Annotated in this window: 25 protein-coding genes; 12 read left to right on the forward strand and 13 right to left on the reverse strand. The window is 72.6% G+C overall.

Annotated features, from left to right (window positions below; translation table 11 throughout):
- Window positions 1–233 precede the first annotated feature (233 nt).
- The 5 genes from sigE to IE258_RS03440 all read left to right on the forward strand — a co-directional run bounded on the left by sigE (window position 234) and on the right by IE258_RS03440 (window position 5,915).
- Window positions 234–905 (forward strand): RNA polymerase sigma factor SigE, encoded by a 672-nt coding sequence (sigE, locus tag IE258_RS03420; RefSeq protein ID WP_127895190.1) that lies wholly within the window; start codon window positions 234–236, stop codon window positions 903–905.
- Window positions 902–1,909: an anti-sigma factor family protein gene (locus IE258_RS03425; RefSeq protein WP_189738721.1), complete on the forward strand. Its 1,008-nt coding sequence runs from the start codon at window positions 902–904 to the stop codon at window positions 1,907–1,909. Before sigE ends, IE258_RS03425 begins: the two co-directional genes overlap by 4 nt.
- 541 nt (window positions 1,910–2,450) lie before the next feature.
- A complete protein-coding gene (locus IE258_RS03430; protein WP_444545798.1) occupies window positions 2,451–4,391 on the forward strand; it encodes a S1C family serine protease in 1,941 nt (646 codons plus the stop codon).
- 147 nt (window positions 4,392–4,538) lie between these two features.
- Complete coding sequence (locus IE258_RS03435; RefSeq protein ID WP_159324219.1) at window positions 4,539–5,009, forward strand: sec-independent translocase; 471 nt, start codon at window positions 4,539–4,541, stop codon at window positions 5,007–5,009.
- A gap of 231 nt (window positions 5,010–5,240) precedes the next feature.
- Complete coding sequence (locus tag IE258_RS03440) at window positions 5,241–5,915, forward strand: hypothetical protein (protein ID WP_189738726.1); 675 nt, start codon at window positions 5,241–5,243, stop codon at window positions 5,913–5,915.
- Window positions 5,916–5,988: 73 nt separating this feature from the next.
- Here the strand turns inward: IE258_RS03440 and IE258_RS03445 are convergent, their stop codons facing one another.
- Genes IE258_RS03445 through IE258_RS03455 form a run of 3 tightly spaced genes read right to left on the reverse strand, consistent with a single transcriptional unit; the run spans window position 5,989 to window position 9,069 of the window.
- A complete protein-coding gene (locus IE258_RS03445; protein ID WP_189738729.1) occupies window positions 5,989–7,122 on the reverse strand; it encodes an Mrp/NBP35 family ATP-binding protein in 1,134 nt (377 codons plus the stop codon).
- A 44-nt stretch (window positions 7,123–7,166) separates the two neighbouring features.
- Window positions 7,167–7,766 carry a DUF1003 domain-containing protein gene (locus IE258_RS03450; RefSeq protein ID WP_189738731.1) on the reverse strand — a complete coding sequence of 200 codons (600 nt, stop codon included), beginning with the start codon at window positions 7,764–7,766 and terminating at the stop codon, window positions 7,167–7,169.
- Entirely contained in the window at window positions 7,756–9,069 is a 1,314-nt protein-coding gene (locus IE258_RS03455) for a magnesium transporter MgtE N-terminal domain-containing protein (RefSeq protein WP_189738733.1), read from the reverse strand. The genes IE258_RS03450 and IE258_RS03455 overlap by 11 nt, the downstream gene beginning before the upstream one ends.
- Window positions 9,070–9,367: 298 nt before the next feature.
- Between IE258_RS03455 and IE258_RS03460 the strand changes: the two genes are divergently transcribed.
- Window positions 9,368–10,105, forward strand: coding sequence for a hypothetical protein (locus tag IE258_RS03460; RefSeq protein ID WP_189738735.1), 738 nt, complete (start codon window positions 9,368–9,370; stop codon window positions 10,103–10,105).
- A 15-nt stretch (window positions 10,106–10,120) separates the two neighbouring features.
- Here IE258_RS03460 and IE258_RS03465 read toward each other — a convergent pair whose 3' ends face one another.
- Window positions 10,121–10,633, reverse strand: coding sequence for a hypothetical protein (locus IE258_RS03465; protein ID WP_189738737.1), 513 nt, complete (start codon window positions 10,631–10,633; stop codon window positions 10,121–10,123).
- A gap of 33 nt (window positions 10,634–10,666) precedes the next feature.
- A complete protein-coding gene (locus IE258_RS03470) occupies window positions 10,667–11,782 on the reverse strand; it encodes a magnesium and cobalt transport protein CorA (protein WP_159324228.1) in 1,116 nt (371 codons plus the stop codon).
- Between the two features lie 553 nt (window positions 11,783–12,335).
- Here IE258_RS03470 and IE258_RS03475 point away from each other — a divergent pair.
- Window positions 12,336–12,932, forward strand: coding sequence for a suppressor of fused domain protein (locus tag IE258_RS03475; RefSeq protein ID WP_159324230.1), 597 nt, complete (start codon window positions 12,336–12,338; stop codon window positions 12,930–12,932).
- Window positions 12,933–13,000: 68 nt separating this feature from the next.
- Here the strand turns inward: IE258_RS03475 and IE258_RS03480 are convergent, their stop codons facing one another.
- The gene (locus IE258_RS03480; RefSeq protein WP_189738739.1) at window positions 13,001–14,260 is read right to left on the reverse strand and encodes an MFS transporter; all 1,260 of its coding nucleotides are present in this window, start codon (window positions 14,258–14,260) and stop codon (window positions 13,001–13,003) included.
- Between the two features lie 181 nt (window positions 14,261–14,441).
- On the opposite strand from IE258_RS03480, the gene IE258_RS03485 reads away from it, so the two are divergent.
- The 3 genes from IE258_RS03485 to IE258_RS03495 all read left to right on the forward strand — a co-directional run bounded on the left by IE258_RS03485 (window position 14,442) and on the right by IE258_RS03495 (window position 16,890).
- Window positions 14,442–15,092 (forward strand): DUF6758 family protein, encoded by a 651-nt coding sequence (locus IE258_RS03485; RefSeq protein WP_159324233.1) that lies wholly within the window; start codon window positions 14,442–14,444, stop codon window positions 15,090–15,092.
- Between the two features lie 249 nt (window positions 15,093–15,341).
- A complete protein-coding gene (locus tag IE258_RS03490) occupies window positions 15,342–16,199 on the forward strand; it encodes a PHP domain-containing protein (RefSeq protein ID WP_159324235.1) in 858 nt (285 codons plus the stop codon).
- A gap of 85 nt (window positions 16,200–16,284) precedes the next feature.
- Window positions 16,285–16,890: a MarC family protein gene (locus tag IE258_RS03495; protein WP_003973815.1), complete on the forward strand. Its 606-nt coding sequence runs from the start codon at window positions 16,285–16,287 to the stop codon at window positions 16,888–16,890.
- A gap of 65 nt (window positions 16,891–16,955) precedes the next feature.
- Here the strand turns inward: IE258_RS03495 and IE258_RS03500 are convergent, their stop codons facing one another.
- On the reverse strand, window positions 16,956–17,108 hold the full coding sequence (locus IE258_RS03500; protein ID WP_007444413.1) for a DUF8834 family protein: 153 nt from the start codon (window positions 17,106–17,108) through the stop codon (window positions 16,956–16,958).
- A gap of 235 nt (window positions 17,109–17,343) precedes the next feature.
- On the opposite strand from IE258_RS03500, the gene IE258_RS03505 reads away from it, so the two are divergent.
- Window positions 17,344–18,249 carry an NYN domain-containing protein gene (locus tag IE258_RS03505; protein ID WP_189739294.1) on the forward strand — a complete coding sequence of 302 codons (906 nt, stop codon included), beginning with the start codon at window positions 17,344–17,346 and terminating at the stop codon, window positions 18,247–18,249.
- A 36-nt stretch (window positions 18,250–18,285) separates the two neighbouring features.
- Here IE258_RS03505 and IE258_RS03510 read toward each other — a convergent pair whose 3' ends face one another.
- Both IE258_RS03510 and IE258_RS03515 read right to left on the reverse strand, forming a co-directional pair.
- Window positions 18,286–19,182, reverse strand: coding sequence for an alpha/beta fold hydrolase (locus IE258_RS03510; RefSeq protein ID WP_189738741.1), 897 nt, complete (start codon window positions 19,180–19,182; stop codon window positions 18,286–18,288).
- A 129-nt stretch (window positions 19,183–19,311) separates the two neighbouring features.
- Window positions 19,312–21,951, reverse strand: a complete 2,640-nt coding sequence (locus tag IE258_RS03515; RefSeq protein WP_229891932.1) for a DEAD/DEAH box helicase — start codon at window positions 21,949–21,951, stop codon at window positions 19,312–19,314.
- A gap of 491 nt (window positions 21,952–22,442) precedes the next feature.
- Between IE258_RS03515 and IE258_RS03520 the strand changes: the two genes are divergently transcribed.
- On the forward strand, window positions 22,443–23,216 hold the full coding sequence (locus IE258_RS03520) for a ferritin-like domain-containing protein (RefSeq protein ID WP_189738744.1): 774 nt from the start codon (window positions 22,443–22,445) through the stop codon (window positions 23,214–23,216).
- A 30-nt stretch (window positions 23,217–23,246) separates the two neighbouring features.
- Here IE258_RS03520 and IE258_RS03525 read toward each other — a convergent pair whose 3' ends face one another.
- From IE258_RS03525 to IE258_RS03540, 4 genes are all read right to left on the reverse strand, one after another.
- Window positions 23,247–23,516 (reverse strand): hypothetical protein, encoded by a 270-nt coding sequence (locus IE258_RS03525; protein WP_127895825.1) that lies wholly within the window; start codon window positions 23,514–23,516, stop codon window positions 23,247–23,249.
- A 284-nt stretch (window positions 23,517–23,800) separates the two neighbouring features.
- Window positions 23,801–24,028: a DUF3107 domain-containing protein gene (locus IE258_RS03530; protein WP_007444428.1), complete on the reverse strand. Its 228-nt coding sequence runs from the start codon at window positions 24,026–24,028 to the stop codon at window positions 23,801–23,803.
- 142 nt (window positions 24,029–24,170) lie between these two features.
- Window positions 24,171–24,812 carry a TetR/AcrR family transcriptional regulator gene (locus IE258_RS03535; RefSeq protein WP_061446908.1) on the reverse strand — a complete coding sequence of 214 codons (642 nt, stop codon included), beginning with the start codon at window positions 24,810–24,812 and terminating at the stop codon, window positions 24,171–24,173.
- 210 nt (window positions 24,813–25,022) lie between these two features.
- Window positions 25,023–25,250 (reverse strand): Rv3202a family protein, encoded by a 228-nt coding sequence (locus IE258_RS03540; protein ID WP_189738747.1) that lies wholly within the window; start codon window positions 25,248–25,250, stop codon window positions 25,023–25,025.
- Window positions 25,251–25,272: the final 22 nt, after the last annotated feature.

Below are 25,272 nucleotides of genomic sequence, written 5' to 3' on the forward strand. Positions count from 1 at the left end.
TAAAAGGGGAAGCAAGAAGGCGGGACGAAGAGACGACCGAGCGGGCCGGGGACGAGCCGTACCGGCTCAGATCAAATTCTCGTAAAACCGCTTATCCGGAGCTAACGGGCGAGGTGGCTATGGTAGGGGCTCCACTGGACACCACCAGAGCCGACAGGGGAGGTGCGGCCGCACCCGCGGATCGGGGCGGAGTGCTGCGGCGCTTCCTCGGATCGGCAGGCAGGCCGAAATCCGTGAACGACACCGCTGCTGACCACAGCCACTCCGACGGTCCCGCCACGGGGCCCGCCCAGACCGCGACCTTCTCCAGCGACGCGGACGGACAGGCGTGGACTCCGCCCACCTGGGAGGAGATCGTCAGCACCCACAGCGGCCGGGTCTACCGCCTCGCCTACCGCCTCACGGGCAACCAGCACGACGCCGAGGACCTCACCCAGGAGGTCTTCGTCCGCGTCTTCCGGTCCCTGTCGACCTACACGCCGGGCACCTTCGAGGGCTGGCTCCACCGCATCACCACCAATCTCTTCCTGGACATGGTCCGCCGCAAGCAGCGCATCCGGTTCGACGCGCTCGGCGACGACGCGGCCGAGCGCCTGCCCAGCAGGGAGCCCACCCCGCAGCAGCTCTTCCACGACGCCCACTTCGACGCGGACGTCCAGCAGGCCCTGGACACCCTCGCGCCCGAGTTCCGCGCCGCCGTCGTCCTGTGCGACATCGAGGGGCTGTCGTACGAGGAGATCGCCGCGACCCTCGGCGTCAAGCTCGGCACGGTCCGCTCCCGCATCCACCGCGGCCGTTCCCAGCTGCGCAAGGCGCTCGCGCACCGTTCCCCCAAGGCGCGGGCCGACCGTCGCTCGTTCGCGGCCGGCGTTCCCGCACTGGGAGGAGGGGGCACGAGCGCGTGAGTGGGTCACGGCCTGAGCCCGAGGGACACCTCGCAGAGCAGCATCTGGGAGACCGACTCTCCGCCCTGGTGGACGGAGAGCTCGGTCATGACGCGCGTGAGCGCGTGCTGGCGCACGTGGCGACCTGCCCGAAGTGCAAGACGGAGGTCGACGCGCAGCGCCGGTTGAAGAACGTCTTCGCCCAAGCGGCCCCACCGGCCCCGTCCGAGAGCTTCCTGGCCCGCCTCCAGGGCCTTCCCGGCGGCGGTGACGCGGACGACGGCGGCTCGCCGTTCGCCTCACTGGCCGGAGGCTTCGGCACGTCCGCGAGTTCCGGCGTCTTCGGCTCCGGGCGGGGCGAGCGGTTCGAGTTCGACTACGTCCCCGCCCGGCCGCACGCCGCGGTGCTGCCGCCCTCCTCGTCCGGACGCGGCTTCCGCATCCACGACGTGAACAGGGACGCGCACAGGCAGGAGTCCGACCGTTCGGCCTCCCGCGGCCTGCGGTTCGCCTTCGCCGCCGCCGGAGCGGTGTCGCTGGCCGCGATCGCGCTGGGCGGTGTCACCCTCGGCACACCGGACACCACCACCGAGGCGCGCGGCTCGGGCAGCGGCAGCAACGCGACACCGCTGCGCACCCCGGGCTCGGCCGCGGCCACCGGCTCCGAGAGCCAGCGCCGACGCACGGGCGGTCCGCTGCTCCAGCAGGGCCAGCGCGTACTGGGCGACACACCCGTCGCGTCCACCACGGCCTCCGCGCCGCTGCTGCCCGGGATGCCCGCCCCCGCCGCGAACGACGCGCGGCAGCAGGCCGTCCGGGCGCTGACCACTCCGGTGACGGCCGGCGCCGCCGCCATGTCCCCGCTGATACGCCCGCTGGAGGCCGTTCCACCGCTCTCCCTGAGCTCCTCCTGGCCGGCGGCGGCCCCGGAGGTCAGGCCACCCGGCCTGCTCGCCGCCCCCGACCCGGCTCCGTCCCCCTACCCCGCGGCTTCCCCGGCCGCCTCCTACCCTCCGGTTCGCTGACGGGATCTGCGCCCCGGTCCGCGAACCTGATTGAATCCGGGGTGGCGCCAGAGCTCTTGGAGCCGACGATCTGCGGCCGGCTGCGGGGGAGAACATGAACGAGGGGAAGCCCACGAAGGCGAAGTGGTGGAGTCGTCCCCGCGCGTCCGAAGACGCACCCGACGGCGACTTCGAACTGGAACGCCCCCGCCCGACCCACACCACGGGCACGGCCGACGCGGGCGGCGGGGGCGACTTCGAGCTGGAACGCCCGGCGGCGCCCCGCGCGACCGACGGCGACTACGAGCTGGACCTGCCCCTGCCCGAGCGGGACGACCCGACGGGCGCGCCCCCGCACCCCCGCACGGCCCGCGACGCCGACCCCACGGCGGCCCCGGACCGTCAGCCAGGCGCCGACGCCACCGAGCGGGCGGATGCAGGCGGGCATCGCCAGGAGGCGTCTCCTCCCGGTCCGTCGACGGCCGCCGACCCGCACCGGCAAGGGGGCGCCGCCGCCCCGCAGCCGTTGGACGCGGGTCTGTCCCGGCAGGGGGGTGGCGAGATCCCCGTGTCGCCGGACGCGGGTCCGTCTCTGCAAGGGGGTGCCGAGGTCGCCGGGTCGCCGGACGCCGGTCTGCCCCGGCAAGGGGACCGGCACGGTGCCCCGGTGGCCGACGCGGAGTCGCCCTACCCTGCGGGGACCGCCGCTGCCCCGGCCGCCGACGGCCCGTCCGGCGCCGAGCGGCCCAAGCCCCTGCACGAACCCGACCCGTACAGCACCCCGCCCTACGGTGAACCCGGCCCCTGGGCCCCCGCACCGCCGGTCCAGCACCCGGCGGCCACCCCCGCGCACGGCACGGCGACACCGCCCGCACCCGCGCCGGTGCCCCCTCCGGGTGCGGTGCCGGACCCGGCGTTCGCGGACGGTCCGCCTCCGGTGCCGCGGGGCCAGCACCCGGGCCCCGCCCCGGCGCACGACACGGTGACGGCGCCGGTGCCGCACGCCCCGGTCCCATCCGCGACGGCGGGCCCGCACGCCCCGGCTCCGCCCCCGAGCGCGTCGCCGGTGTCCCCGCCTCCGGGTGCGGTGCCGGACCCGGCGTTCGCGGACGCTCCGCCTCCGGTGCCGCGGGCCGGGCAGGAGCAACACCCGGCGCCGGCTGCCCCGGCGTACGACACGGCGCCCCATGCCGCCGCCCCGGCGACCACCGCCGTACCCGCCACCCCGTCCTCCGACCCGTCGCCGGTGACGATGCCCGACCCGTGGGCCGGGCCGGCCGCACCCGCGTCCGGAGCGGAACCCGCCGCCGATCCGTGGGGGCGTTACGACCCCTGGGCCGCCGCCGCCCAGCACCACGATCCGGCCGACCGCGTGCCCGGGCGGCGACGCCGTCCCGCCGCGAAGGTGCTCGTCGGCGGGGCGCTGCTCATCGCCCTGGTCTCCGGCGGCATCGGCGGCGCCGTGGGCGCCCACCTGGAACGGAACGGCGGCATGGGCACCGTCGAGCTGCCCCAGGCCGGCCCCGAGGCGGCCGAGCGGGACCCGGACAGCGTCGCCGGCATCGCCGCGCGCGCCCTGCCCAGCGTGGTGACCCTGCACGTGAGCGGGAGCGAGGCGGCCGGCACCGGCACCGGGTTCGTGCTCGACGACCGGGGCCACATCCTGACCAACAACCACGTCGTGGAGCCGGCCGGCTCCGGCGGTGAGATCACCGTGACCTTCAACAGCGGCGACACCGCCGAGGCCGAGGTCGTCGGCCGGGACAGCGGGTACGACCTGGCCGTGGTGAAGGTCAAGGGCGTCACCGGCCTCACCCCGATGCCCCTCGGCAACTCCGAGAACGTGCGCGTCGGCGACCCCGTCGTCGCCATCGGCGCCCCCTTCGACCTGGCCGGCACGGTCACCTCCGGCATCATCAGCGCCAAGGAGCGGCCCATCACCGCGGGCGGCGAGGAGGGCGACGCCAGCGACGTCTCCTACGTCGACGCCCTGCAGACCGACGCGCCCATCAACCCCGGCAACTCCGGCGGCCCCCTCCTGGACGCGCGGGGCCGGGCCATCGGCATCAACTCCGCCATCCGCTCCGCCGACAGCGGCAGCGCCGAGTCGGACGGCGGCCAGGCCGGTTCGATAGGTCTCGGCTTCGCCATCCCCATCAACCAGGGCAAGCGCGTCGCCGAGGAGCTGATCAACACCGGCAGGGCCACCCACCCGGTCATCGGCATCACCCTCGACATGAACTACACGGGGGACGGCGCCCGCGTGAGCGCCAAGGACAGCGACGGCGGACCCGCGGTCACCACCGGCGGCCCCGGCGCGAAGGCCGGCATCAAGCCGGGGGACGTGATCACCGCGGTGGACGGGCAGCGCGTGCACTCCGGCGAGGAACTGATCGTCAAAACCCGCGCCCACCGCCCCGGCGACCGCCTGGAGCTGACCCTGGAACGCGGCGGCAAGGAGACGAAGGTCTCACTGGTGCTCGGCTCCTCCGGCGGCGACTGACCGTCCGGAAGGTCCCGACAACGTGCCAGGAAGGCAAATAATTCGGAAAGCGGTCACGTACACCCAGTCGGGGCTCTCGGGACGGTACCGGTCGGACGGGGTCGGCGGGTACCGTGGTGGCGGCCCGGACATCCCAAGGAGCTTCAGGTGTTCAATGACATAGGCGCACTAGAGCTGGTGACGCTCGTCGTCCTCGCCGTGCTCGTCTTCGGTCCGGACAAGCTCCCCAAGGTCATCCAGGACGTGACCCGCACCATCCGGAAGATCCGGGAGTTCTCGGACAGCGCCAAGCAGGACATCCGCCAGGAGCTGGGCCCCGAGTTCAAGGACTTCGAGTTCGAGGACCTCAACCCCAAGACGTTCATCCGCAAGCAGCTGGACAACGACGAACTGGGGCTCAAGGAGATCCGCAACGGCTTCGACCTGAAGAAGGAGATGGCCGAGGTCACCGACGCGGTCCACGGTCGCGACCCGGAGCCGTCGTCGTCCGGATCGTCGTCCTCCGCGTCCGCCGGCTCCGGCGGCGGACGGATCGACATGTCGAAGAAGCCCGAGACGCCGGCAAAGACCGACAAGCCCGGCGACGACCGTCCGCCCTTCGACATGGACGCCACCTGATCCCACCCCGTCCGCGTCCGGCCCCGCGGCCGTGAACGTGACGTGTCTCATACTCCGGACGGGGCGCACAGGCCCTCAAGGCGACGCCCGCGCGGCTCACGCGCCGGGCGATTTCCCGGCTGCCGCCGACGGGGTGGCTATGCTGCCCGAGTTGTTGTGCGGACCGGACGAGTGCGCCCGAAGGGGGGCGGGCCGTTCCGGTCCGACGAGAGCGAGGAGGCGTCCGGGCACATGGAGACGACGAGTCGGGCAGTCGCGCAGGCGCCGGCCGCGGAGGACGGACCACAGTCCCCCTCCGGCCGGCGTACGGTCGACGGCTACCTGCGTGCGCCCTTCCCGTGGTACGGCCTCGACGAGGCATTCACGGGACGGCGCTGGCTGATGCAGATCGGTACGGCGGCCGACGGGGCCGTGGAGCACGGCTCGATCGGGCACGGCGACGAACCGTCGGTGCGCAACGAGCACGTGGCGGGCGACGAGCAGGACGCCAAGGAGAAGTTCGCGGTCGTCGTGACCGTCGCGGCCAACCCCGACCGCCGCAGCGCCGACGGCACCGGCCTGCTGGAGGCCACCTCGGTGTCGTCGGCGGCCTGGCTCGCCGGAGTGGGCCTGCTGTCCTTCACCTGGCCCGGCCAGATGGACCACTCGCTGCGCGACGACTGGCTGGAGCAGCAGACGGAGACCGCGTGGGTCCTCGCGGACGACCTCGACGGCGAGGACTGGACGACGCTGTCCCTGCCGGTGGACGGCGTGCCGACGCCCTTCCACTACCGGGAGTCCGAGTTCGGCTGGGTGCTGGCCGGCTCGACCGAGCAGGGCGTCCACCTCGGCGCGTACGGGCGGGGCATGAGCGCGTACGGGCTGGCCTTCGCCGTCGTCAAGGACATCGCCGCGTACGACGCCTAGCAGGCGGTCGCGGGTACGAGGAGGGGCGCCGTCCCCGTGGACAGCGCCCCCACTCCCGTACCCGAACGGGACGTCAGAACTTGTTCTTCGGCGTGATCCCCAGCGACAGCCCGGAGAGGCCGCGCTGACGGCCGCCGAGCTTGCCCGCGATCGAGCGCAGGGCCGCGCCCGCCGGGGAGTCCGGGTCGGACAGGACGACGGGCTTGCCCTCGTCGCCGCCCTCACGCAGCCGGACGTCGATCGGGATGGAGCCGAGGACCGGCACCGACGCACCGGTCGTACGGGTCAGGCCGTCGGCGACCGCCTGCCCGCCGCCGGTGCCGAAGACGTCGACCATCTCGCCGCAGTGCGGGCAGGGCAGCCCCGACATGTTCTCGACGACGCCGACGATCTTCTGGTGGGTCTGCACGGCGATGGCGCCGGCCCGCTCCGCCACCTCGGCGGCGGCCTGCTGAGGGGTCGTCACGACCAGGATCTCGGCGTTCGGCACCAGCTGCGCCACCGAGATGGCGATGTCGCCGGTGCCGGGCGGCAGGTCGAGCAGCAGGACGTCCAGGTCGCCCCAGTACACGTCCGCCAGGAACTGCTGGAGCGCGCGGTGCAGCATCGGCCCGCGCCAGACCACCGGCGCGTTGCCCGGGGTGAACATGCCGATCGAGATGACCTTCACGCCGTTGGCCGAAGGCGGCATGATCATGTTCTCGACCTGGGTGGGACGCCCGTCGGCGCCCAGCATGCGCGGCACCGAGTGGCCGTAGATGTCGGCGTCGACGACACCGACCTTCAGACCGTCGGCCGCCATCGAGGCCGCCAGGTTCACCGTCACCGAGGACTTGCCGACACCGCCCTTGCCGGACGCCACCGCGTACACCCGGGTCAGGCTGCCGGGCTTGGCGAAGGGCACCTCGCGCTCGGTCTGCCCGCCGCGCAGGGCGGTGGCCAGCTCCTTGCGCTGCTCGTCGCTCATCACGTCCAGCTCGACGTCGACGCGCGTGACACCCTCGACCGCCGCCACCGCGTCCGTCACGCGCTGCGTGATGGTGTCCCGCATGGGACAGCCGGAGACCGTCAGGTACACGGCGACCGCGACCGCTCCGTCCGCGCCGATCTCCACCGACTTGACCATCCCCAGCTCGGTGATGGGCCGGTTGATCTCGGGGTCGTTCACCGTCGCCAGTGCTTCGCGCACCGCGTCTTCCGTAGCCATAGGGTCGATGGTACGGCGCCGCCCACGGGGCACGGAAAGCCCCGTCAGCGGTCGTGTACGTCACGCCCCGAGGACCGATCCGCCGGGAATACCCCGCGGTCGGGGTGATGGCCGTTCTGCCGCTCCTCCAGGTCCTTGACCAGGTCCTGCAGCTCGGAGCGGATCCAGTCCCGGGTCGCGACCTCGCCGAGCCCGATGCGCAGCGCGGCGATCTCCCGGGTCAGGTACTCGGTGTCGGCGATCGACCGCTCGTTCTGCTTGCGGTCCTGCTCCAGGTTGACCCGGTCCCGGTCGTCCTGCCGGTTCTGCGCGAGCAGGATGAGGGGAGCGGCGTAGGAGGCCTGGAGCGACAGCATCAGCGTCAGGAAGATGAACGGGTACTCGTCGAAGCGCAGTCCGCTCGGCGCGGACACGTTCCACACCACCCACACGATGATGACGACCGTCATCCAGACGATGAACCGCCCGGTGCCCAGGAAGCGCGCGACGCGCTCCGACAGTCGGCCGAAGGACTCCGGGTCCCACTCGGGCAGCAGCCTGCGGCGCGGCGGACGCGGCTGGTCGAGGCGGGCCCGGGCCCGGGAGGACGCGGTCGCCCCCGAGGTGGCGCGCTCCCGCGTCGTCGTCTCGCGCTCAGGCACCATCGGCGCCGACCTCCCCCGTCGTCGTTCCCGTCGTCCCCGTCGCCTCGTCCAGGTGGTACTCGGTCTCCCGCCAGTCGTCGGGCAGCATGTGGTCCAGTACGTCGTCCACGGTGACCGCGCCGAGCAGCGACCCCGAGTCGTCCACGACGGGCGCCGCGACCATGTCGTACGCGGCGAAGAACCCGGCGACCACGGGCAGCGCGGCGTCCGGCTCCAGCGGCTGCAGGTCGTCGTCGAGGATCGAGCCGACCAGCGTGTACGGGGGGTCCCGCAGCAGGCGCTGGAAGTGGACCGTGCCCAGGTACTTCCCGGTCGGCGTCTCCTCGGGCGGACGGCAGACGTAGACCTGGGCGGCGTGCGCCGGGGACAGGTCGGGGTTGCGGATGCGGGCCAGGGCGTCGGCGACGGTCGCGTCGGGCCGCAGCACGATCGGCTCGGTCGTCATCAGACCGCCGGCCGTGTGCTCCTCGTACGCCATCAGGCGCCGCATGTCGGCCGCGTCGTCGGGCTGCATCAGGCTCAGCAGCCGTTCCTTGTCCGCCTCGGGCAGCTCGCCGAGCAGGTCGGCGGCGTCGTCGGGGTCCATCGCCTCCAGGACGTCCGCGGCGCGCTCCTCCTTGAGCTTGCCGAGGATCTCGATCTGGTCGTCCTCCGGCAGCTCCTCCAGCACGTCGGCCAGCCGGTCGTCGTCGAGGGCGGCGGCGACCTCGGCGCGGCGCTTGGCGGACAGGTGGTGCAGGACGTTGGCGAGGTCGGCGGGGCGCAGCTGCTCGAAGGTGGCCAGCAGGTTCTCGGCGCCCTGCCCCTGTTCCTCGACGGAGAAGCCGGAGACGCCGGACCACTCCACGGTCAGCGTCTCGCCCTTGTTGCGGCGGAAGGCACCGCCCTTCCTGCCCTTGCGGACGAAGACCTTGTCGATCTCCCAGTCCCGGCGGGCGGGCAGCTGCTGCACCGACAGGTCCAGCACCGTGACCTCCTCACCCGTCTCGGTGAGCGTGACCCGCCGGTCGAGCAGCTCGCCGAAGACGAGGCGTTCGGTGGGCCGCTGCTCGAACCGCCGGACGTTGAGCACGCCGGTGGTGATCACCTGGCCGGACTCGATGCCGGTGACCCGGGTCATGGGCAGGAAGATCCGGCGGCGGGTGGTGAGTTCGACGACCAGCCCGAGCACGCGCGGGGGTTTGCGGCCGACGCGGAGCATGACGACCAGATCGCGGACGCGTCCCACCTGGTCACCGGCCGGGTCGAAGACGGCGATGCCGGAGAGGTGGGAGACGAAGATCCGGGGGGCGCCCGCTGCCATGGCCGCGGCTCCTTTCCTCACGTCCTCGCGCTGCGCGGAGCCGAGCGGGAGAACGCGGAAGTCGAGTGAGTCGAGTGGGAGTGCGTGAAAGCTGTTTCGTACGGGTCTCTTTTCCGAATTGCCCGCTCGGACGCGCTTCAGGCTAGCCCGTCCCGATCGCCCTCGCCCTGGTGGCCGGTCCGGACGGACTGGCTCCGTTGGCCCCGTACGGCCCCGGTACGCTGCGGCCTGGCCCGGTCGGCGCGATGCCGATGCCCGTCGGCCCCGTGTCAGCCCTGTCAGAAAGGCAGTTTCACCTGTGTCTGTGACTCCCCGGCGCCGAATCCGCAGGGCCGCCTGGCTGGGCGCGGTGTGCGCCCTGTCCGTCGCGGGAGCCGGGCTGACGGGATGCAGCAGCGAGGACCCGGACGCGGGCACCAACGGCCTCGGGAAGCTCCCGGCCGACAAGATCCAGACGAAGGCCGCCGCGGCCGCCCAGGCCGCCGAGACGGTGCGCCTGCACGGCACGGTGGACGCCGGCGGCAACAGGTACACCCTCGACATGCGGCTGAAGGCCGACGGCGGGACCGGTTCGGTCGCCGCCCAGGGGACCACGTTCGGACTGCTGCGCGTCGGCGAGCAGCTCTTCCTCAAGGCCGACGCCGGGTTCTGGAGCCACGACGACGGCGACGCCAAGGCGGCCGAGAAGCTCGCCGGCAAGTACGTGAAGGTGCCGCAGAGCGACCCCGTGTACAAGAAGTTCAGCGGCTTCACGGACAAGGACGTCCTCCTCGGCGGTCTCATGACCCTGCACGGCACGGTGAAGACGGACGGCCGCCACGAGCAGGCGGGCGTGCGCACCATCCGGATCACCGGCGACGACGGCGACGGCGGCTCGCTGGACGTCTCCCTGGAGGGCACGCCGTACCCGCTGCGGCTGGTGCGGGCGGGCAGCGCGGGCACGATCGGCTTCTCGGACTGGAACAAGGACTTCGCGCTGGAGCAGCCGGCCAAGGACGACACCCTGGACTACGGCAAGCAGCTGCCGGCGTCCTGAGCCGTCCCGGGGCCGTCAGCGCCGTCTGCGGCGCTTCAGCAGCAGGCGCGGCAGTCCCGCCGGCGCCGGCTGCCGGGTCGTCGCCGGGCTCGGCAGCGGTGCCTCGGCCAGCGAGGCGTCGGGCAGCGGCGCCGTGGTCCCCGTCGGCTCCAGGCGCAGCACCCGGCACTCGCGGGCCCAGCGGTCGGTCATGGCCTCGCCGTCCGGTGCGTTCAGCCGCTTGCCCTTCAGGTCGCCGACCGCCGCCTGCCACGCCTCGGAGCCGGACGGCAGCTCCACGACCCGAGCGGTCCAGGAGACCAGCCGGCCGCCCTTGTCCTTGCTGCGCACCGTCACCTCGGCCGCGCCCCCGTCGGACAGCCCCGGCAGCGGCTGCTCGCCCGGCCCGTCGCCGACGACGCAGGCCGCGCCCTCGTGCCAGACGTGCCACAGCGCCCGGGCGGGCACCCCGGGGCCCTTGACCCAGATGAGGCCGGACTTCTTCGTGGCCTCCTCGACGAGGGCCTGCTCCAGCAGCTCGCTTGTCATGCGGTCAGCCTATCCAGGGGGCCCGGGGCCGGTTCAGAGCCAGCCGTTGCGCTTGAGCGTGCGGTGGATGCCCAGGCAGATGCCGACCGTGATCGACAGGACCAGCGGGTAGCCGTACCTCCAGTGCGTCTCCGGCATGTGGTCGAAGTTCATGCCGTACACCCCGCACACCATCGTCGGCACGGCGATGATCGCGGCCCACGAGGTGATCTTGCGCATGTCCTCGTTCTGCGCGACGGACGCCTGGGCCAGGTTGGCCTGGAGGATGGAGTTCAGCAGTTCGTCGAAGCCGATGACCTGCTCCTGCACCCGTGCCACGTGGTCGGCGACGTCCCGGAAGTACTTCTGGATCTCCGGGTCGATCAGCCGCATCGGCCGCTCGCTGAGCAGCTGCATGGGACGCAGCAGCGGCGCCACCGCCCGCTTGAACTCCAGCACCTCGCGCTTGAGTTGGTAGATCCGGCCGGCGTCCGTGCCGCGCGGGCTGCCCTTGCGGCCCGGCGAGAACACCTCCGTCTCGACCTCGTCGATGTCGTCCTGCACCGCGTCGGCGACCGCGATGTAGCCGTCGACGACGTGGTCGGCGATGGCGTGCAGCACCGCCGAGGGGCCCTTGAGGAGCAGCTCGGGGTCCTCCTGGAGCCGGCGGCGCAGCGCCCGCAGCGAGCCCTGTCCGCCGTGCCGGACGGTGATGAAGAAGTCCCGCCCGGTGAAGCACATCACCTCACCGGTCTCGACGACCTCGCTGTTGGCGGTGAGCTGGTCGTGGTCGACGTAGTGGACGGTCTTGAAGACGGTGAACAGGGAGTCGTCGTAGCGCTCCAGCTTGGGCCGCTGGTGGGCCTGGACCGCGTCCTCCACGGCCAGCGGGTGCAGCCCGAACTCCCGGGCGATTCCGGCGAACTCGTCCTCGGTGGGCTCGTGCAGGCCGATCCACACGAACCCGCCGTCGCGGCGCACCTGGCGCATCGCCGTGTGCGGGGTCAGCGGCACGTCGGTCTCGACGCGGTGGCCGTCGCGGTAGACGGCGCAGTCGACGACGGCCGAGGTGGCCGCCGGGTCCCGGGTGGTGTCGTAGGGGCCGCTGTCCTTGCGCAGGGAGACGCGGGACGGGCGGACCGCGGCGCGCAGGTCACGGATCATCGACATGGCAGGCTCCTTCGCGGCAGGCAGCGAACGAGGCCGGTGACGGGTGGAACCGCCCGGAATGAGGACGTCCTGACCACGCGTGCTCGGCGCGTCCACAAAGCGGGGGGCACCGCACCGTCGCGGTGGCCGACTTCGCTGCTGATTCAGCTGCTGGCCCGGATCGACACGGTCGACGCGGATCGACGGTGAACGCGTCGATCGACCCGGATCAGACAAAAGATCAGGAAAAAACGGGACGAAGTGCTCTTCCGTGGGAAGGCGCGCAGAAGAAGCTGCGGCAGGAAGGCCGAAACGGCTGCGTCAGCGGTCGGAAGAGCGGGTGGTACTGCACGGTCGACTTCGGTCCATGCCGCCCACCTCCTCCGGCCGGTCCCTCGTGAGGGACGATCCATTCCCCTTGTTTGAAGGGGTTCCCCGTAGGGGAGAGTTCACAGCGTCGGGGGCTTGATCGCGACGCGCTGCGTGCTGCCCCGAACCGCTGGCTCACAGTACCAGTCGCGCGACGTGTCAAGGCGCCGCTTTGCCTCTTCACGACGAGTTCTATGCTCGCCGCATGGCTGATGTTCTTCCTCTGGTCGAGGCCCGGTTGCACACCGCGCTGGGCGAGCCGGACGCGCGCGCGGCGGTCACCTTCCTCGGTACCGACCGCATCGAGGTGCTGCGGTTCCCCGCCTCCGGCCAGGAGGGCGACGTCGTCCGCTACGCCACCCTCGGCATGTCGGCCCAGCCCATGGCGGATCCCACGGCCGCGCTCGCCGACCCGGTCAAGGGCCCCCGCGCCGAGCTGCTGCTCTCCGTGCGGGCCGGGGCCGCCGACACCGACAAGGTGCTCCGCCCGCTCGCCGTACTGGCCGCCTCCCCGCAGGTCGAGGGCGTGATCGTGGCGCCCGGCGCGTCTCTCGACGTGGGCGAGCCGTTGTGGCCCGGGGCCCCGTTCACCTCGGTGCTGGTCGCCGAGCCGGGGGGCCTGGTCGAGGACCTGGAGCTGGACGCCCCGCTGGACCCCGTGCGGTTCCTGCCGCTGCTGCCGATGACGCCGAACGAGGCCGCCTGGAAGCGTGTGCACGGCGCGCCCGCCCTCCAGGAGCGCTGGCTGAACCACGGAACGGACCTGCGTGATCCGTCCCGCAGGTCCGTCCCGCTGGACTGACGCCCCCGAGCGACGCCGCCGCAGCCGTGCGTCGGAGCCGAGTGACGCAACTCACCGGTTCCGTCTGGTCAGTTGGCGAAGACCGTGACCGAGTCCTCACTCGCGTGCTTCGGCTCAAGCTCCTCGGCGATGGGGGTCCCCCCGCTCGAGCGAAGCCGAGAGTGGGGGAGGGTCAGCGCCCGGCGCCGTACGACGACCACGACCGCGCCGAGCAGGGCGGTCACCGCCGCCACCACGAACGGGATGTGGACGTCGGTCCACTCCTCGATCTTCGGCGCGAAGTAGGGCGCGGCCGCCGCGGCGAACCAGCGCACGAAGTTGTAGCCCGCGCTCGCCACCGGACGCGGCGCGTCCGAGACCCCGAGGGCCAGCTCGGTGTAGACGGTGTTGTTCACGCCGATGAACGCGCCGGACAGGATCGTGCAGACGATCGCCGCGGTGTGGTTGCCGTAGCCGAGGACCAGGACGTCGGCCGCGAGCAGCACCAGCGAGCCGCCGAGCACCTTCAGCGAGCCGAAGCGGCGCTGCATGCGCGGTGCCACCAGCACGGAGAAGACGGCGAGCAGCACGCCCCACGCGAAGAACACGGCGCCGGACTTGTACGGCGTCATGTTCAGCACGAAGGGGGTGAAGGCCAGCACGGTGAAGAACGTGTAGTTGTAGAAGAAGGCCGAGACCGCGGCGGAGGCGAGGCCGCCGTGGCCCAGTGCCCTGATCGGGTCGAGCAGCGACGTCTTGCGGGCCGGCTTCGGCTGCTCCTTCAGGAACACCGTGATGCACAGGAAGCCGATCGCCATCAGGAAGGCCGTGCCGAAGAACGGGTAGCGCCAGCTGGCGTCGCCGAGCAGCGCGCCGAGCAGCGGGCCGCAGGCCATGCCGAGGCCGAGGGCGGACTCGTAGAGCAGGATCGCGGCGGCGCTGCCGCCGGCCGCCGCGCCGACGATCACCGCGAGGGCCGTCGAGACGAACAGCGCGTTGCCCAGGCCCCAGCCGGCCCGGTAGCCGACGAGCTGGCCGACGGTGTCGGAGGTGCCGGCGAGGCCCGCGAAGACCACGACGAAGGCGAGGCCCAGCAGCAGGGTCCTGCGGCCGCCGATGCGACTGGAGACGAAGCCGGTGACCAGCATGGCCAGGGCGGTGATGAGGAAGTACGAGGTGAACAGGAGGGAGACCTGACCGGCGCTCGCGTCCAGGCCCTTGGCGATGGACGGGAGGATCGGGTCCACGAGCCCGATGCCCATGAAGGCCACGACGGACGCGCCCGCGGTCGCCCACACGGCCTTGGGCTGCCGCAGGATGCCGCCCGCACCGGCGTCGAAGGGATCCATGCTTGCTCTCCAATACCGAGAGATCGATGCCAAATGGTTGGTGTATACACATAGTAAGTTAGCTCTGCTAATTAATGCAACGTGCAGCTAGTTGCTCGGGGGTCTGCCCGGTCGGCGCCCTTCCGTCCGGATGGGTGATCGTCCTTGACGTGGGGGAGCGAGGGTAGGACCGTGGGGCTCTATGAGGGGCGAACCCAGTTGCCCGAAGTGTGGTGGCCGGGTCAGGGCTCCCGGCCTCTTCGCCGATTCCTGGCAGTGCGACCTGCACGGCACCGTGCACCCGGTCCAGCCCGTGATCCCGCCCAGCGTCGAGGCGCTCGGCGTCGTGGTGCACCGCACTCAGGTGCCGGTCTGGATGCCCTGGCCGCTGCCGGTCGGCTGGTTGTTCACCGGCGTTGCCTGTGCGGGCGACGACCGCAGCGGGGGCCGGGCCACCGCCGTCGCCTGTTCCGGACCCGGTCCGCTCGGCGGCATCGGTGAGCTGATCCTGGTCGCCGAGGAGCTCGGCGTCGGCCTCGGCGCACGGTACGCGGGCCTCGACGCCCCCGACCCCGGGCCGTACCTGGACGTCGAGAAGCCGCCCCAGGTCAAGGTGCTGGCCGCGGGCCGCCCCACGCCCCTGTGGCACGTCTCCGGCGGTCCGGTCGACCGTGCCGTCTTCGCCGGGGAGGCCCTCGGCATGTGGCTGTGGGCCGTCGTGTGGCCCGAGCGATCGGGGCTGCTGATGTACGAGGAGCTGGTGCTGACCGACCTGCGCGACGCGGGCGCCGAGGTGGACCTGGTGCCCTGTGGGGCGCTGTCGCCGCGGCTGATCGAGCCGACGGTGCCGTAGCGGCTGCCGTAGCGGCGACGTGGGCGGGCGGGGCGGAGGGCCATGGCCGCGGGGTCCGAGGCGCGGGGCGCATGAGCCCCGCGGGTGCACGGGCGCCGCGGGTGCACGGGCGCCGCGGGTGCACGGGCGCGTAGATGGTGCAGGGGTGCGTAGGGGGTGCAGGGGTGCTGCGGGTGTGACGGCGGGGGGTCGATTTCCGGTTATCCTTGAGCGTCCCCGTCCGTCCCGTCACCGCTTGGAGTCAGCGTCGTGCGCATCGATCTGCACACCCACTCCACCGCGTCCGACGGCACGGACACCCCGGCCCAGCTGGTGCGCAAGGCCGCCGCGACCGGCCTCGACGTCGTCGCGCTGACCGACCACGACACCACCCGCGGCCACGCCGAGGCGGTCGCCGCGCTGCCCGAGGGGCTCACCCTCGTCACCGGCGCCGAGCTCTCCTGCCGCCTCGACGGCGTCAGCATGCACATGCTGGCCTACCTCTTCGACCCCGAGGAGCCCGCCCTGCTCGCCGAGCGCGAGCTGGTCCGGGACGACCGGGTGCCGCGGGCCCGGGCCATGGTCGCCAAGCTCAACGAGCTGGGCGTGCCCGTCACCTGGGAGCAGGTCGCCCGGATCGCCGGGGACGGCTCGGTCGGCCGGCCACACGTGGCCACCGCCCTCGTGGAACTGGGCGTCGTCCCGACGGTGAACGACGCCTTCACCCAGGACTGGCTGGCCGACGGCGGCCGGGCCCACGTGGAGAAGCACGAGACCGACCCCTTCGAGGCGCTCCGGCTGATCAAGGCCGCCGGCGGGGTCGCCGTGTTCGCGCACCCGGCCGCCGCCAAGCGCGGCCGTACGGTGTCCGAGGCCGCGATCGCCGACCTGGCGGCCGCCGGGCTCGACGGCATCGAGGTCGACCACATGGACCACGACGCGGCGACGCGGGCACGGCTGCGCGGGACGGCGAAGGAGCTGGGCCTCCTGGTGACCGGCTCCAGCGACTACCACGGCAGCCGGAAGACCTGTGTGCTCGGCGAGTACACCACCGACCCCGAGGTGTACGGGGAGATCACGCGGCGGGCGTTCGGGGCGTTCCCCGTCCCGGGGGCCGGCGGGGCCTGAGCCTCACCTCCCGCGCGCCTGTCACGGCCCTCCCCCGGGCCTCCTTCCCCTCTTCCCACTCCTCCGCAAGGCCAGTAGCTCACCCATGTTCGACGTCGCCGTCTTCGGCTCCCTCTTCCTGACCCTTTTTGTCATCATGGATCCCCCCGGGATCACCCCGATCTTCCTCGCGCTGACCTCCGGCCGCCCCGGCAAGGTGCAGAAGCGGATGGCCCTGCAGGCCGTCTGCGTCGCCGGTGGCGTGATCACGGTGTTCGGTCTGCTCGGGCACCAGATCCTGGACTACCTGCACGTGTCCGTGCCCGCCCTGATGATCGCGGGCGGGCTGCTGCTCCTGCTGATCGCCCTCGACCTGCTCACCGGCAAGACGGACGAGCCGAAGCAGACCAAGGACGTCAACGTCGCCCTCGTACCGCTCGGCATGCCCCTGCTCGCCGGGCCCGGGGCGATCGTGTCGGTCATCCTGGCCGTGCAGAAGGCGGACAGCGTGACCACGCAGGTCTCCGTGTGGGCGGCGATCCTCGCCATCCACGTGGTGCTGTGGCTGGTGATGCGGTACTCGCTGCTGATCATCCGGGTCATCAAGGACGGCGGTGTGGTCCTGGTGACCCGCCTGGCCGGCATGATGCTCTCCGCGATCGCCGTACAGCAGATCATCAACGGGGTCACCCAGGTGATCCAGGGCGCGTGAGCACGAGAACAGGGCCCCGCACGGAGTTCCGTGCGGGGCCCTGTTCTCGTGTGCGAAGGTCCGCGCTACAAGGCCGAGGTGTCGGCGGGGCGGATCCACAGGCGCTGCCCGATGGCGGCGGCCTGCTGAACGATGCGGTTCACGGAGGCGGCGTCCACGACAGTCGTGTCCACGGGGGTCCCGTCGACGTCGTCGAGTCGCATGACTTCAAAGCGCATGGCCTCTCCCTTGATCTGGTCATCCTCCTGCGGAGAACTACTGGTGTGGCTCCTGGGTCGTCGGTGCCCGGGCTTCCGTAGTGCTCAACGGCATGCCCTCTGCAAACATTCCCTACGCTAAGGAAATTTTTCGCACGACTAATTACTGACAGGTAAGTGGCTTGTTACCGCGCGATAGGTGTCTCGTACAAGACTGACCGGGACCGGTTGTGTTCGTAGCGTGACCGCCGGGACAATGGAGGCGATGAACGACGACCTCGCGCCCCTGAACGCTCGTATCGATCGCACGAACGAGCTGCTCCAGCGCATGCTCGCCGAGGTGGCGAAGACCCCCTCGACCCACGCGATCTTCGTCGACGCCGGATATCTGTACGCGGCGGCGGGGCGGCTGGTGGCCGGGACCGAGGACCGCCGGGCCTTCGACCTGGACGCCGACGCCCTGATCGAGGCCCTCATCGACAAGGCCCGCACGGTCTTCGCGGACAGCCGCCTGCTGCGCGTGTACTGGTACGACGGCGCCCGCCGCCGCATCCACACCGCCGAGCAGCAGTCCATCGCCGAGCTCCCCGACGTCAAGGTCCGCCTCGGCAACCTCAACGCCAACAACCAGCAGAAGGGCGTCGACTCCCTCATCCGCACCGACCTGGAGTCCCTCGCCCGGCACCGCGCCATCAGCGACGCGGCCCTGCTCGGCGGCGACGAGGACCTCGTCTCCGCGGTCGAGGCCGCCCAGGGGTACGGCGCCCGTGTCCACCTGTGGGGCATCGAGGCCCCCGAGGGCCGCAACCAGGCCGAGCCGCTGCTCTGGGAGGTCGACAGCCAGCGCACCCTCGACCTCGACTTCTTCAAGCCGTACGTCTCCCGGCGCCCGACCCACACCGGCGAGATGCCCGGGGGACTGCGCCCCGGCCGCGAGGACGTCCGCTTCGTGGGCGCGCAGATCGCGGCGAAGTGGCTGGCGTCCCGGGGGCGCGAGTCGCTGGTGGAGCTGCTCCCCGGCCACCCCTACCTCCCCGGCTCCGTGGACCAGGACCTGCTGGTGGAGGCGGAGGGGCTGCTCCAATACTCGCTGCGCGGCCAGGCCGACCTGCGCCGGGCGCTGCGGGACGGCTTCTGGGAGCACCTGCGGGCGCAGTACTAGGCCCTCTCCGGCCTCCGTACCAGGCCCTCTCCGGCCTCAGCGCACGTACGGCCGGGGCGGCGCGGGGTGGTCGTCCCAGAAGTCGGCGAGGGCGCGGGCCGTCGGCAGGGGCTGGTCGGTGTTGGGGGAGTGCTCGGCGCCCGCGACGACCGTACGGCGCGCGTTCAGCCGCAGGGCCATCTCGTCCAGGAGGGGCACCGGCCAGGTGTCGTCGAAGGCGCCCGACAGCACGTGGAAGGGCAGCGGTGCGGCGGCCAGCTCGGCGACACGGTCCGGCTCGGTGCACAACTGGCGTCCCGTGGCGAGCAGTTGCGCCGGCCTGGTGCCCAGCCAGCGCTCGCGCAGCCGCTCCGGGTCCTCCCTGCCGCCGGCGGGGTCGGGGGCGCCGGCCTCCTCCGGCGGTCCCATGGCCTGCATCACCTTCCAGACCTCCGCCATCGTCATCGTGTCCAGCGCGTCCCGCAGGAGCTTCACCCGCTGCCGCTGCGACTCGGAGATCCGCGCCGGGCCCGAGGACATCAGGGTGAGGGACAGGAACGGGGCGGCGTCGAGCAGGACCGCGGCCCGGGCGATCTGGCCGCCCAGGGAGTGCCCGACGAGATGCACACGCGTCCCGAGGGCGGCGGCCTGCGCGAGCACGTCCCGGGCCAGCTCGGACCGCGCGTACACGGACTCGTCGTGCTCGGGTCCGTCCGACTCGAACTGCCCCCGTCCGTCCACCGCGACCGTGCGGTACCCGCGGGCCCCGAGCGGCCGGTGCAGCAGCGTGAAGTCCTCCTTGCTCCCCGTGAAGCCGGGCAGCATCATCACCACGCCCCTCGGCGCGACCCCGTCGGCCACGGGCGAGTCGACGACGGCGAACTCACCGCGCGCGGTACGCAGTCGGTAGGCGCGGGCGTCCGGGGGCGGGCTGAAGGCGGCGTTCCTGCTCACGGGCTGAGGCTATCGGGCGGCGACCGGCGGACGGTGACACGGGCGGTGACACGGGCGTGACAACGCCGTTCGGCCCGGTCCCGCGTGGGTCGCGGGACCGGGCCGACGGTCCGGGTCGAGCCGGGCGGATCAGCTTTCGCCGCCCTCCGCGGGCTGCGCGGCGGCCGCGGCCGTCTTGCGGGTGCGGCGGGCCTTGGGCTTCGCCTCAGCCGGGTCGGCGGTCGCCTCGACCGTGGTCGTGGCCGCGGCCTTGCGGGTCCGGCGCCGCGGTGCGGCCTCCGGCTCCTGCGATGCCTGAGCCGGGATCTCGGCGGCGGCCTCGGGGGCCGCGGCGGTCTTCCGGGTGCGGCGGTCCTTGGGCTTCGCCTCGGCGCCCTCGACCGTGTCGGCGGCGGCTTCCGCCTTGGCGGCGGCCGTCTTGCGCGTACGGCGGGGCTTGGCCTCGGCCGCTGCCTCCTCCGGAGCCTGCACGGCCGGTTCCGCGGCCTTGCGGGTCCGGCGGGTCTTGGGCTTCGTGTCCGTGGCCTCGGCGGTCTCGACGGCGGCCTCTGCCTTGGCGGCGGCCGTCTTGCGCGTACGGCGCGGCTTGACCTCGGCCGCTGCCTCCTCCGGAGCCTGCGTCGGCTGCGCCGGGATGTCGGCCGCGGCCTCGGTGACCTCGGTCGGCTCGGTGGCAGTGGCCTTGCGGGTGCGCCGGGTCTTGGGCTTCGCGTCCGTGGCCTCGACCGTGTCGGCGGCGGCTTCCGCCTTGGCGGCGGCCGTCTTCCGGGTGCGGCGGGGCTTGGCTTCGGCTGCCGCCTCCTCCGGAGCCTGCACGGCCCCGGCGTCGGCGGCGGCCGCCTTGCGGGTGCGGCGGCGCGGCTTGGTCTCGGCCGGCTCGGCCGCGGGGTCGGTCGCTCCCTCGGCCGTGTCGAGCGCGGCCTCGGCGGCCGTGGCCTTGCGGGTACGGCGGCGCGGCTTCTCGGCGGGCGCCTCGGTGGGCTGCTCGGCGGCGGGGGACTCGACGACCGTCGGGGCTGCCGCGGCCGTCGGGGTCTCCACGACCGTCGCCTCGGCCGCCGTCGGAGCGGACTCGAGCGGGGCGGCCTCCGCGGACTTGCGGGTGCGGCGGCGGCGCGGCTTCGCCGGGGCCTCCACGACCTCCGTGGCCTCCGCCGTTTCCACGACCGGGGCCTCCACGACCTCCGTGGCCTCCGCCGTTTCCACGACCGGGGCCTCGGAAGGCGCGAGTGCGGCGTCCTCGGCGGTCTGCGCCGCCGGGGCGTCGGTGTCGAGCGTCGCGCGGGTCTCCTGGCGGCGCGAGGGCTCACCGCTGCGCGTACGGCGCCGGCGGCGCAGCGTGCGGGGACCCTGGGCGGCGTCGGTGCCCGCGTCGGCGGCGCCGTCCGCGCCGCCGGTCACGGCCTCGGGTGCCGCGGAGGTCTCCGCGTCCACCGGCGCGCCGCCGCGCATCCGACGGCGGCGACGCGGCGTACGGGAGGAACGGTCACGCTCGCGGTCGCCGGAACGCGCGTCGTCGCGCCCGCCGCGGCCACTCCGGTCGCCTCGGTCGCCGCGCCCGCGGCCACCGCGGCCGCCGGGCTCGCCCAGGTCCTCCAGCTCCTCCGCGTCGAGCCCGGCGCGGGTGCGCTCCGAGCGCGGCAGGACGCCCTTGGTGCCCTCGGGGATACCGAGGTCGGTGTAGAAGTGCGGGGAGGTGGAGTAGGTCTCCGCCGGGTCGTTGAACCCGAGGTCCAGCGCCTTGTTGATCAGCTGCCAGCGCGGGATGTCGTCCCAGTCGACCAGCGTGATCGCCGTACCCTTGGCGCCCGCGCGGCCGGTGCGGCCGATGCGGTGCAGGTACGTCTTCTCCTCTTCCGGCGACTGGTAGTTGATGACGTGCGTCACGCCCTCGACGTCGATGCCGCGGGCGGCGACGTCGGTGCAGACGAGGACGTCCACCTTGCCGTTGCGGAAGGCGCGCAGGGCCTGCTCGCGGGCGCCCTGGCCGAGGTCGCCGTGGACCGCGCCGGAGGCGAAACCGCGCTGCTTGAGCTGGTCGGCCAGGTCGGCCGCGGTGCGCTTGGTGCGGCAGAAGACCATGGCCAGACCGCGGCCGTCGGCCTGCAGTATCCGGGCCACCATCTCGGGCTTGTCCATGTTGTGCGCGCGGTAGACGAACTGCTTGGTGTTCGCGACCGTCGCGCCCGCGTCGTCCGGCGAGGTGGCGCGGATGTGCGTGGGCTGCGACATGTAACGGCGGGCCAGGCCGATGACCGCGCCCGGCATGGTCGCCGAGAACAGCATCGTCTGACGCCGGGCCGGAAGCAGATTGATGATCTTCTCGACGTCGGGCAGGAAGCCCAGGTCGAGCATCTCGTCGGCCTCGTCGAGCACCAGGCACTTGACGTGCTTCAGGCTCAGCTTCTTCTGACCGGCCAGGTCCAGCAGGCGGCCCGGGGTGCCGACGATCACGTCGACGCCCTTCTTGAGGGCTTCCACCTGCGGCTCGTAGGCACGGCCGCCGTAGATCGCGGTGACGCGCACGTTGCGGACCTTGCCGGCGGTCAGCAGGTCGTTGGTGACCTGCTGGCACAGCTCACGCGTCGGGACGACGACGAGGGCCTGCGGCGCGTCGGTGAGGGACTCGGGTGCGGCGCGGCCCGCCTCGACGTCGGCGGGGACGGTGACGCGCTCGAGGAGCGGGAGGCCGAAGCCCAGCGTCTTGCCGGTGCCGGTCTTGGCCTGGCCGATCACGTCCGTGCCCGACAGGGCCACGGGGAGCGTCAGCTCCTGGATGGGGAAGGGAGTGGTAATGCCGACGGCTTCGAGGGCTTCGGCGGTCTCGGGGAGGATCCCGAGGGATCGGAACGTCGTAGTCAGGGTGCTGCCTCTTCTGTGTACGTGGTGCGAGGCGAGCGCGCGGGTCGTGCCGGACCGTGTCGGGGACGTCGGCTGCCTTACGGGTGAGCCGTAAACACGGGACCTCTGTCGACGCTCCAGCGCTCGTACCACTGAGGGTCCCCCTCCGGAATCCGTGCGCAGCGTGGCGTACGGCAAGGAGGGCTGTCGGGTCGGAGCCGATCGGGCCACCGACCGGGCATCCTCATGCGTGCGGCCCGACGACGATGTCACGTACCCGTACGTCACATACTCGGCAGGCGCACTACCACCATACCCCGGATTCGCGCACACGCGATGGCCGATTTGCTCACGTAGTCGTCGTCACACTGATTGACCAGGGACTTACCACCGCCGAAGAGCGGGCTATTGTGCGCTGCATGACGAGCTCTGACAAGCCTGGCACTGCCGCAGACGCCCCCGCCGAGACCGCCGCCCCCGCCGGTACCGCCGGAGGCACGCCGGTCGCCGCCCGCGACTGGGCGACGGCCGCGTCCGACCCGCAGTACCGCGCCGCGGTCGTGGACCTGCTCGGCGCGCTCGCGTACGGCGAGCTGGCGGCGTTCGAGCGGCTGGCGGAGGACGCCAAGCTCGCGCCCACGCTGGCGGACAAGGCGGAGCTGGCGAAGATGGCGTCGGCGGAGTTCCACCACTTCGAGCGGCTGCGCGACCGGCTGGCCGAGATCGGCGAGGAGCCGACGGGCGCCATGGAGCCGTTCGTGGCCGCCTACGACGGCTTCCACAAGCAGACGGACCCCTCGGACTGGCTGGAAGGTCTCGTCAAGGCATACGTCGGCGACTCCATCGCCAGCGACTTCTACCGCGAGGTCGCCGCCCGTCTGGACACGGACACCCGCGAGCTGGTCCTCGCCGTGCTCGACGACACCGGGCACGCCGGTTTCGCCGTGGAGAAGGTGCGCGCGGCGATCGACGCCGACCCTCGGGTGGGCGGGCGGCTCGCGCTGTGGGCGCGGCGGCTGATGGGGGAAGCGCTCTCGCAGTCCCAGCGGGTGGTGGCCGACCGGGACGCGCTGTCGACGATGCTCGTGGGCGGGGTCGCGGACGGCTTCGACCTGGCCGAGGTCGGCAAGATGTTCTCCCGGATCACCGAGGCGCACACCAAGCGGATGGCGGCGCTGGGCCTGGCCGCCTGACCCGCGTGGGCGCGGTACGGCGGCTGTCGCTCAGGCGGCCGCCGAGCTGCGCCGGAGCCGTCCCGCGGGGCGCAGCAGCAGCGACAGCGAGGCCGCGGAGAGCGCCGCCGAGCCCAGCAGCACCAGTACGAACCCTCCGGCGCCCAGCGCGGAGTGCGTGACGAACGCCCCGAAGAGGGCCCCGGCGATGCCGGTCGGCAGGACCAGGAGCGGGGCGGGCAGGCGGTGGGGCAGACGGCGCGCGGCGGCCCATGCCAGGGCGAGGCCGAGGAGTACGGCGCTGAGCGCTTCCAAGATCATGTCGGGGTCCCTCCCACATGGCCTGCCTGCCCCAAACGGTCACAGCCGACTTACCCCTGACCTGCGGAATGCAATCCTCCCCCTGTGGGTGAACTGTGCTCCGCCCGTGAACGCGCGGGAGGGGGAGCGGCAGAGAAGCCGGAACGAGAACCGAAACCGCGCGGGACGGGTCAGGTCGGACGGTGGCCTGACGGGCAGACGGGCAGACGGGCAGACGGGTGGGGCCCGGCGGTGTGTCACCGCCGGGCCCCACCCGTTCTTCGTCAGTCGTCCCGCGTCGGCGGCTACAGCGCGCCGAAGCCCACCTTGCGCGGGGCCGGCTCACCGATCTCGACGTAGGCGAGCCGGTCGGCCGGCACCAGGACCTTGCGGCCGTGTTCGTCCACCAGGCTCAGCAGCTGCGACTTGCCGGCCAGTGCCTCGCCCACCACGCGCTCGACCTCCTCGGCGCTCTGACCGCTCTCCAGAACGATCTCGCGGGGCGCGTGCTGCACGCCGATCTTGACCTCCACGGCTATGTCCCTCCGACGGTCAGTAAGTGCGCGATCTTCCGCGCCGTACCAGCACACATTAGCCCGGTGAGGGGACGTACACGCTGCGTCGGAGAACGCCAGGAGCGAACAGCGGGCGGGAACAGAACCGGCGCCGTGGCGGTCAGTGCTGCTCGGTGCCGTGCAGCGGGAAGCCGGCGATGCCGCGCCAGGCCAGCGAGGTCAGCAGCTGGACCGCCTGGTCGCGGGGCACGCTGCGGTCGCTGTGGAGCCAGGAGCGGGCCACCACCTGCGCGAGACCGCCCAGGCCCGAGGCCAGCAGCATCGACTCCGCGCGCGAGAGGCCGGTGTCCTCGGCGATGACGTCGCAGATCGCCTCCGCGCACTCGTTCGTCACCTTGTCCACGCGCTCGCGTACGGCGGGCTCGTTGGTCAGGTCCGACTCGAAGACCAGGCGGAAGGCACCGCCGTCGTCCTCGACGTAGGCGAAGTAGGCGTCCATCGTCGCCCGGACGCGCTGCTTGTTGTCGGAGGTCGAGGCGAGCGCGCCGCGCACGGACTGGATCAGCGCCTCGCAGTGCTGGTCCAGCAGGGCGAGGTAGAGGTCGAGCTTGCCGGGGAAGTGCTGGTAGAGCACCGGCTTGCTGACGCCGGCGCGTTCGGCGATGTCGTCCATCGCGGCCGCGTGGTACCCCTGGGCCACGAACACTTCCTGTGCGGCGCCCAGCAGCTGGTTGCGTCGGGCTCGGCGGGGAAGGCGTGTGCCCCGCGGGCGTACCGCCTCTGTCTGCTCGATGGCTGTCACGCCGCCTCCCATAGTCGTCCTCGTGCGGTGTGCGCCGCGTCGACATCGTACTTTTCGGTAACCCTGGTGTGTGTGCTGCGAGCGCAGAATTTCACGGACCGGACGGTGGCGAAAGCTGCACAACAGGTTTCAAAAGGGTCCAGGCCGGGCAAAGATCGGCCTCCCTTCCTGTCCGGCGAGGCTCGTCCCACCTGTCCGGCGGGGCTCGTCTCAGCGGTAGTCGTCCTCGTCGTGCGAGACGACGCGGGCCTGCTCGGCCAGGTCGGCCTCGTTGGCGCGGTCGGGCTCGACGCCGGTCAGCGGCTCGTCGCGCTCCTGCCCCACGTCCGTCCGCTGTTCGGCGGCGTCGGCGTCGGGCGTCTCCACGTCGCGGTCCTCGGGGTCCGGTGCCTGTGCCTCGTCGTCGAAGGTCTCGGGGTCGGTCGGGTCGACGGTCATGCTGGGCTCCCTTCCTGCTTCC

It is taken from the genome of Streptomyces tendae (genome assembly GCF_014650435.1).
GTDB lineage: Bacteria > Actinomycetota > Actinomycetes > Streptomycetales > Streptomycetaceae > Streptomyces > Streptomyces tendae.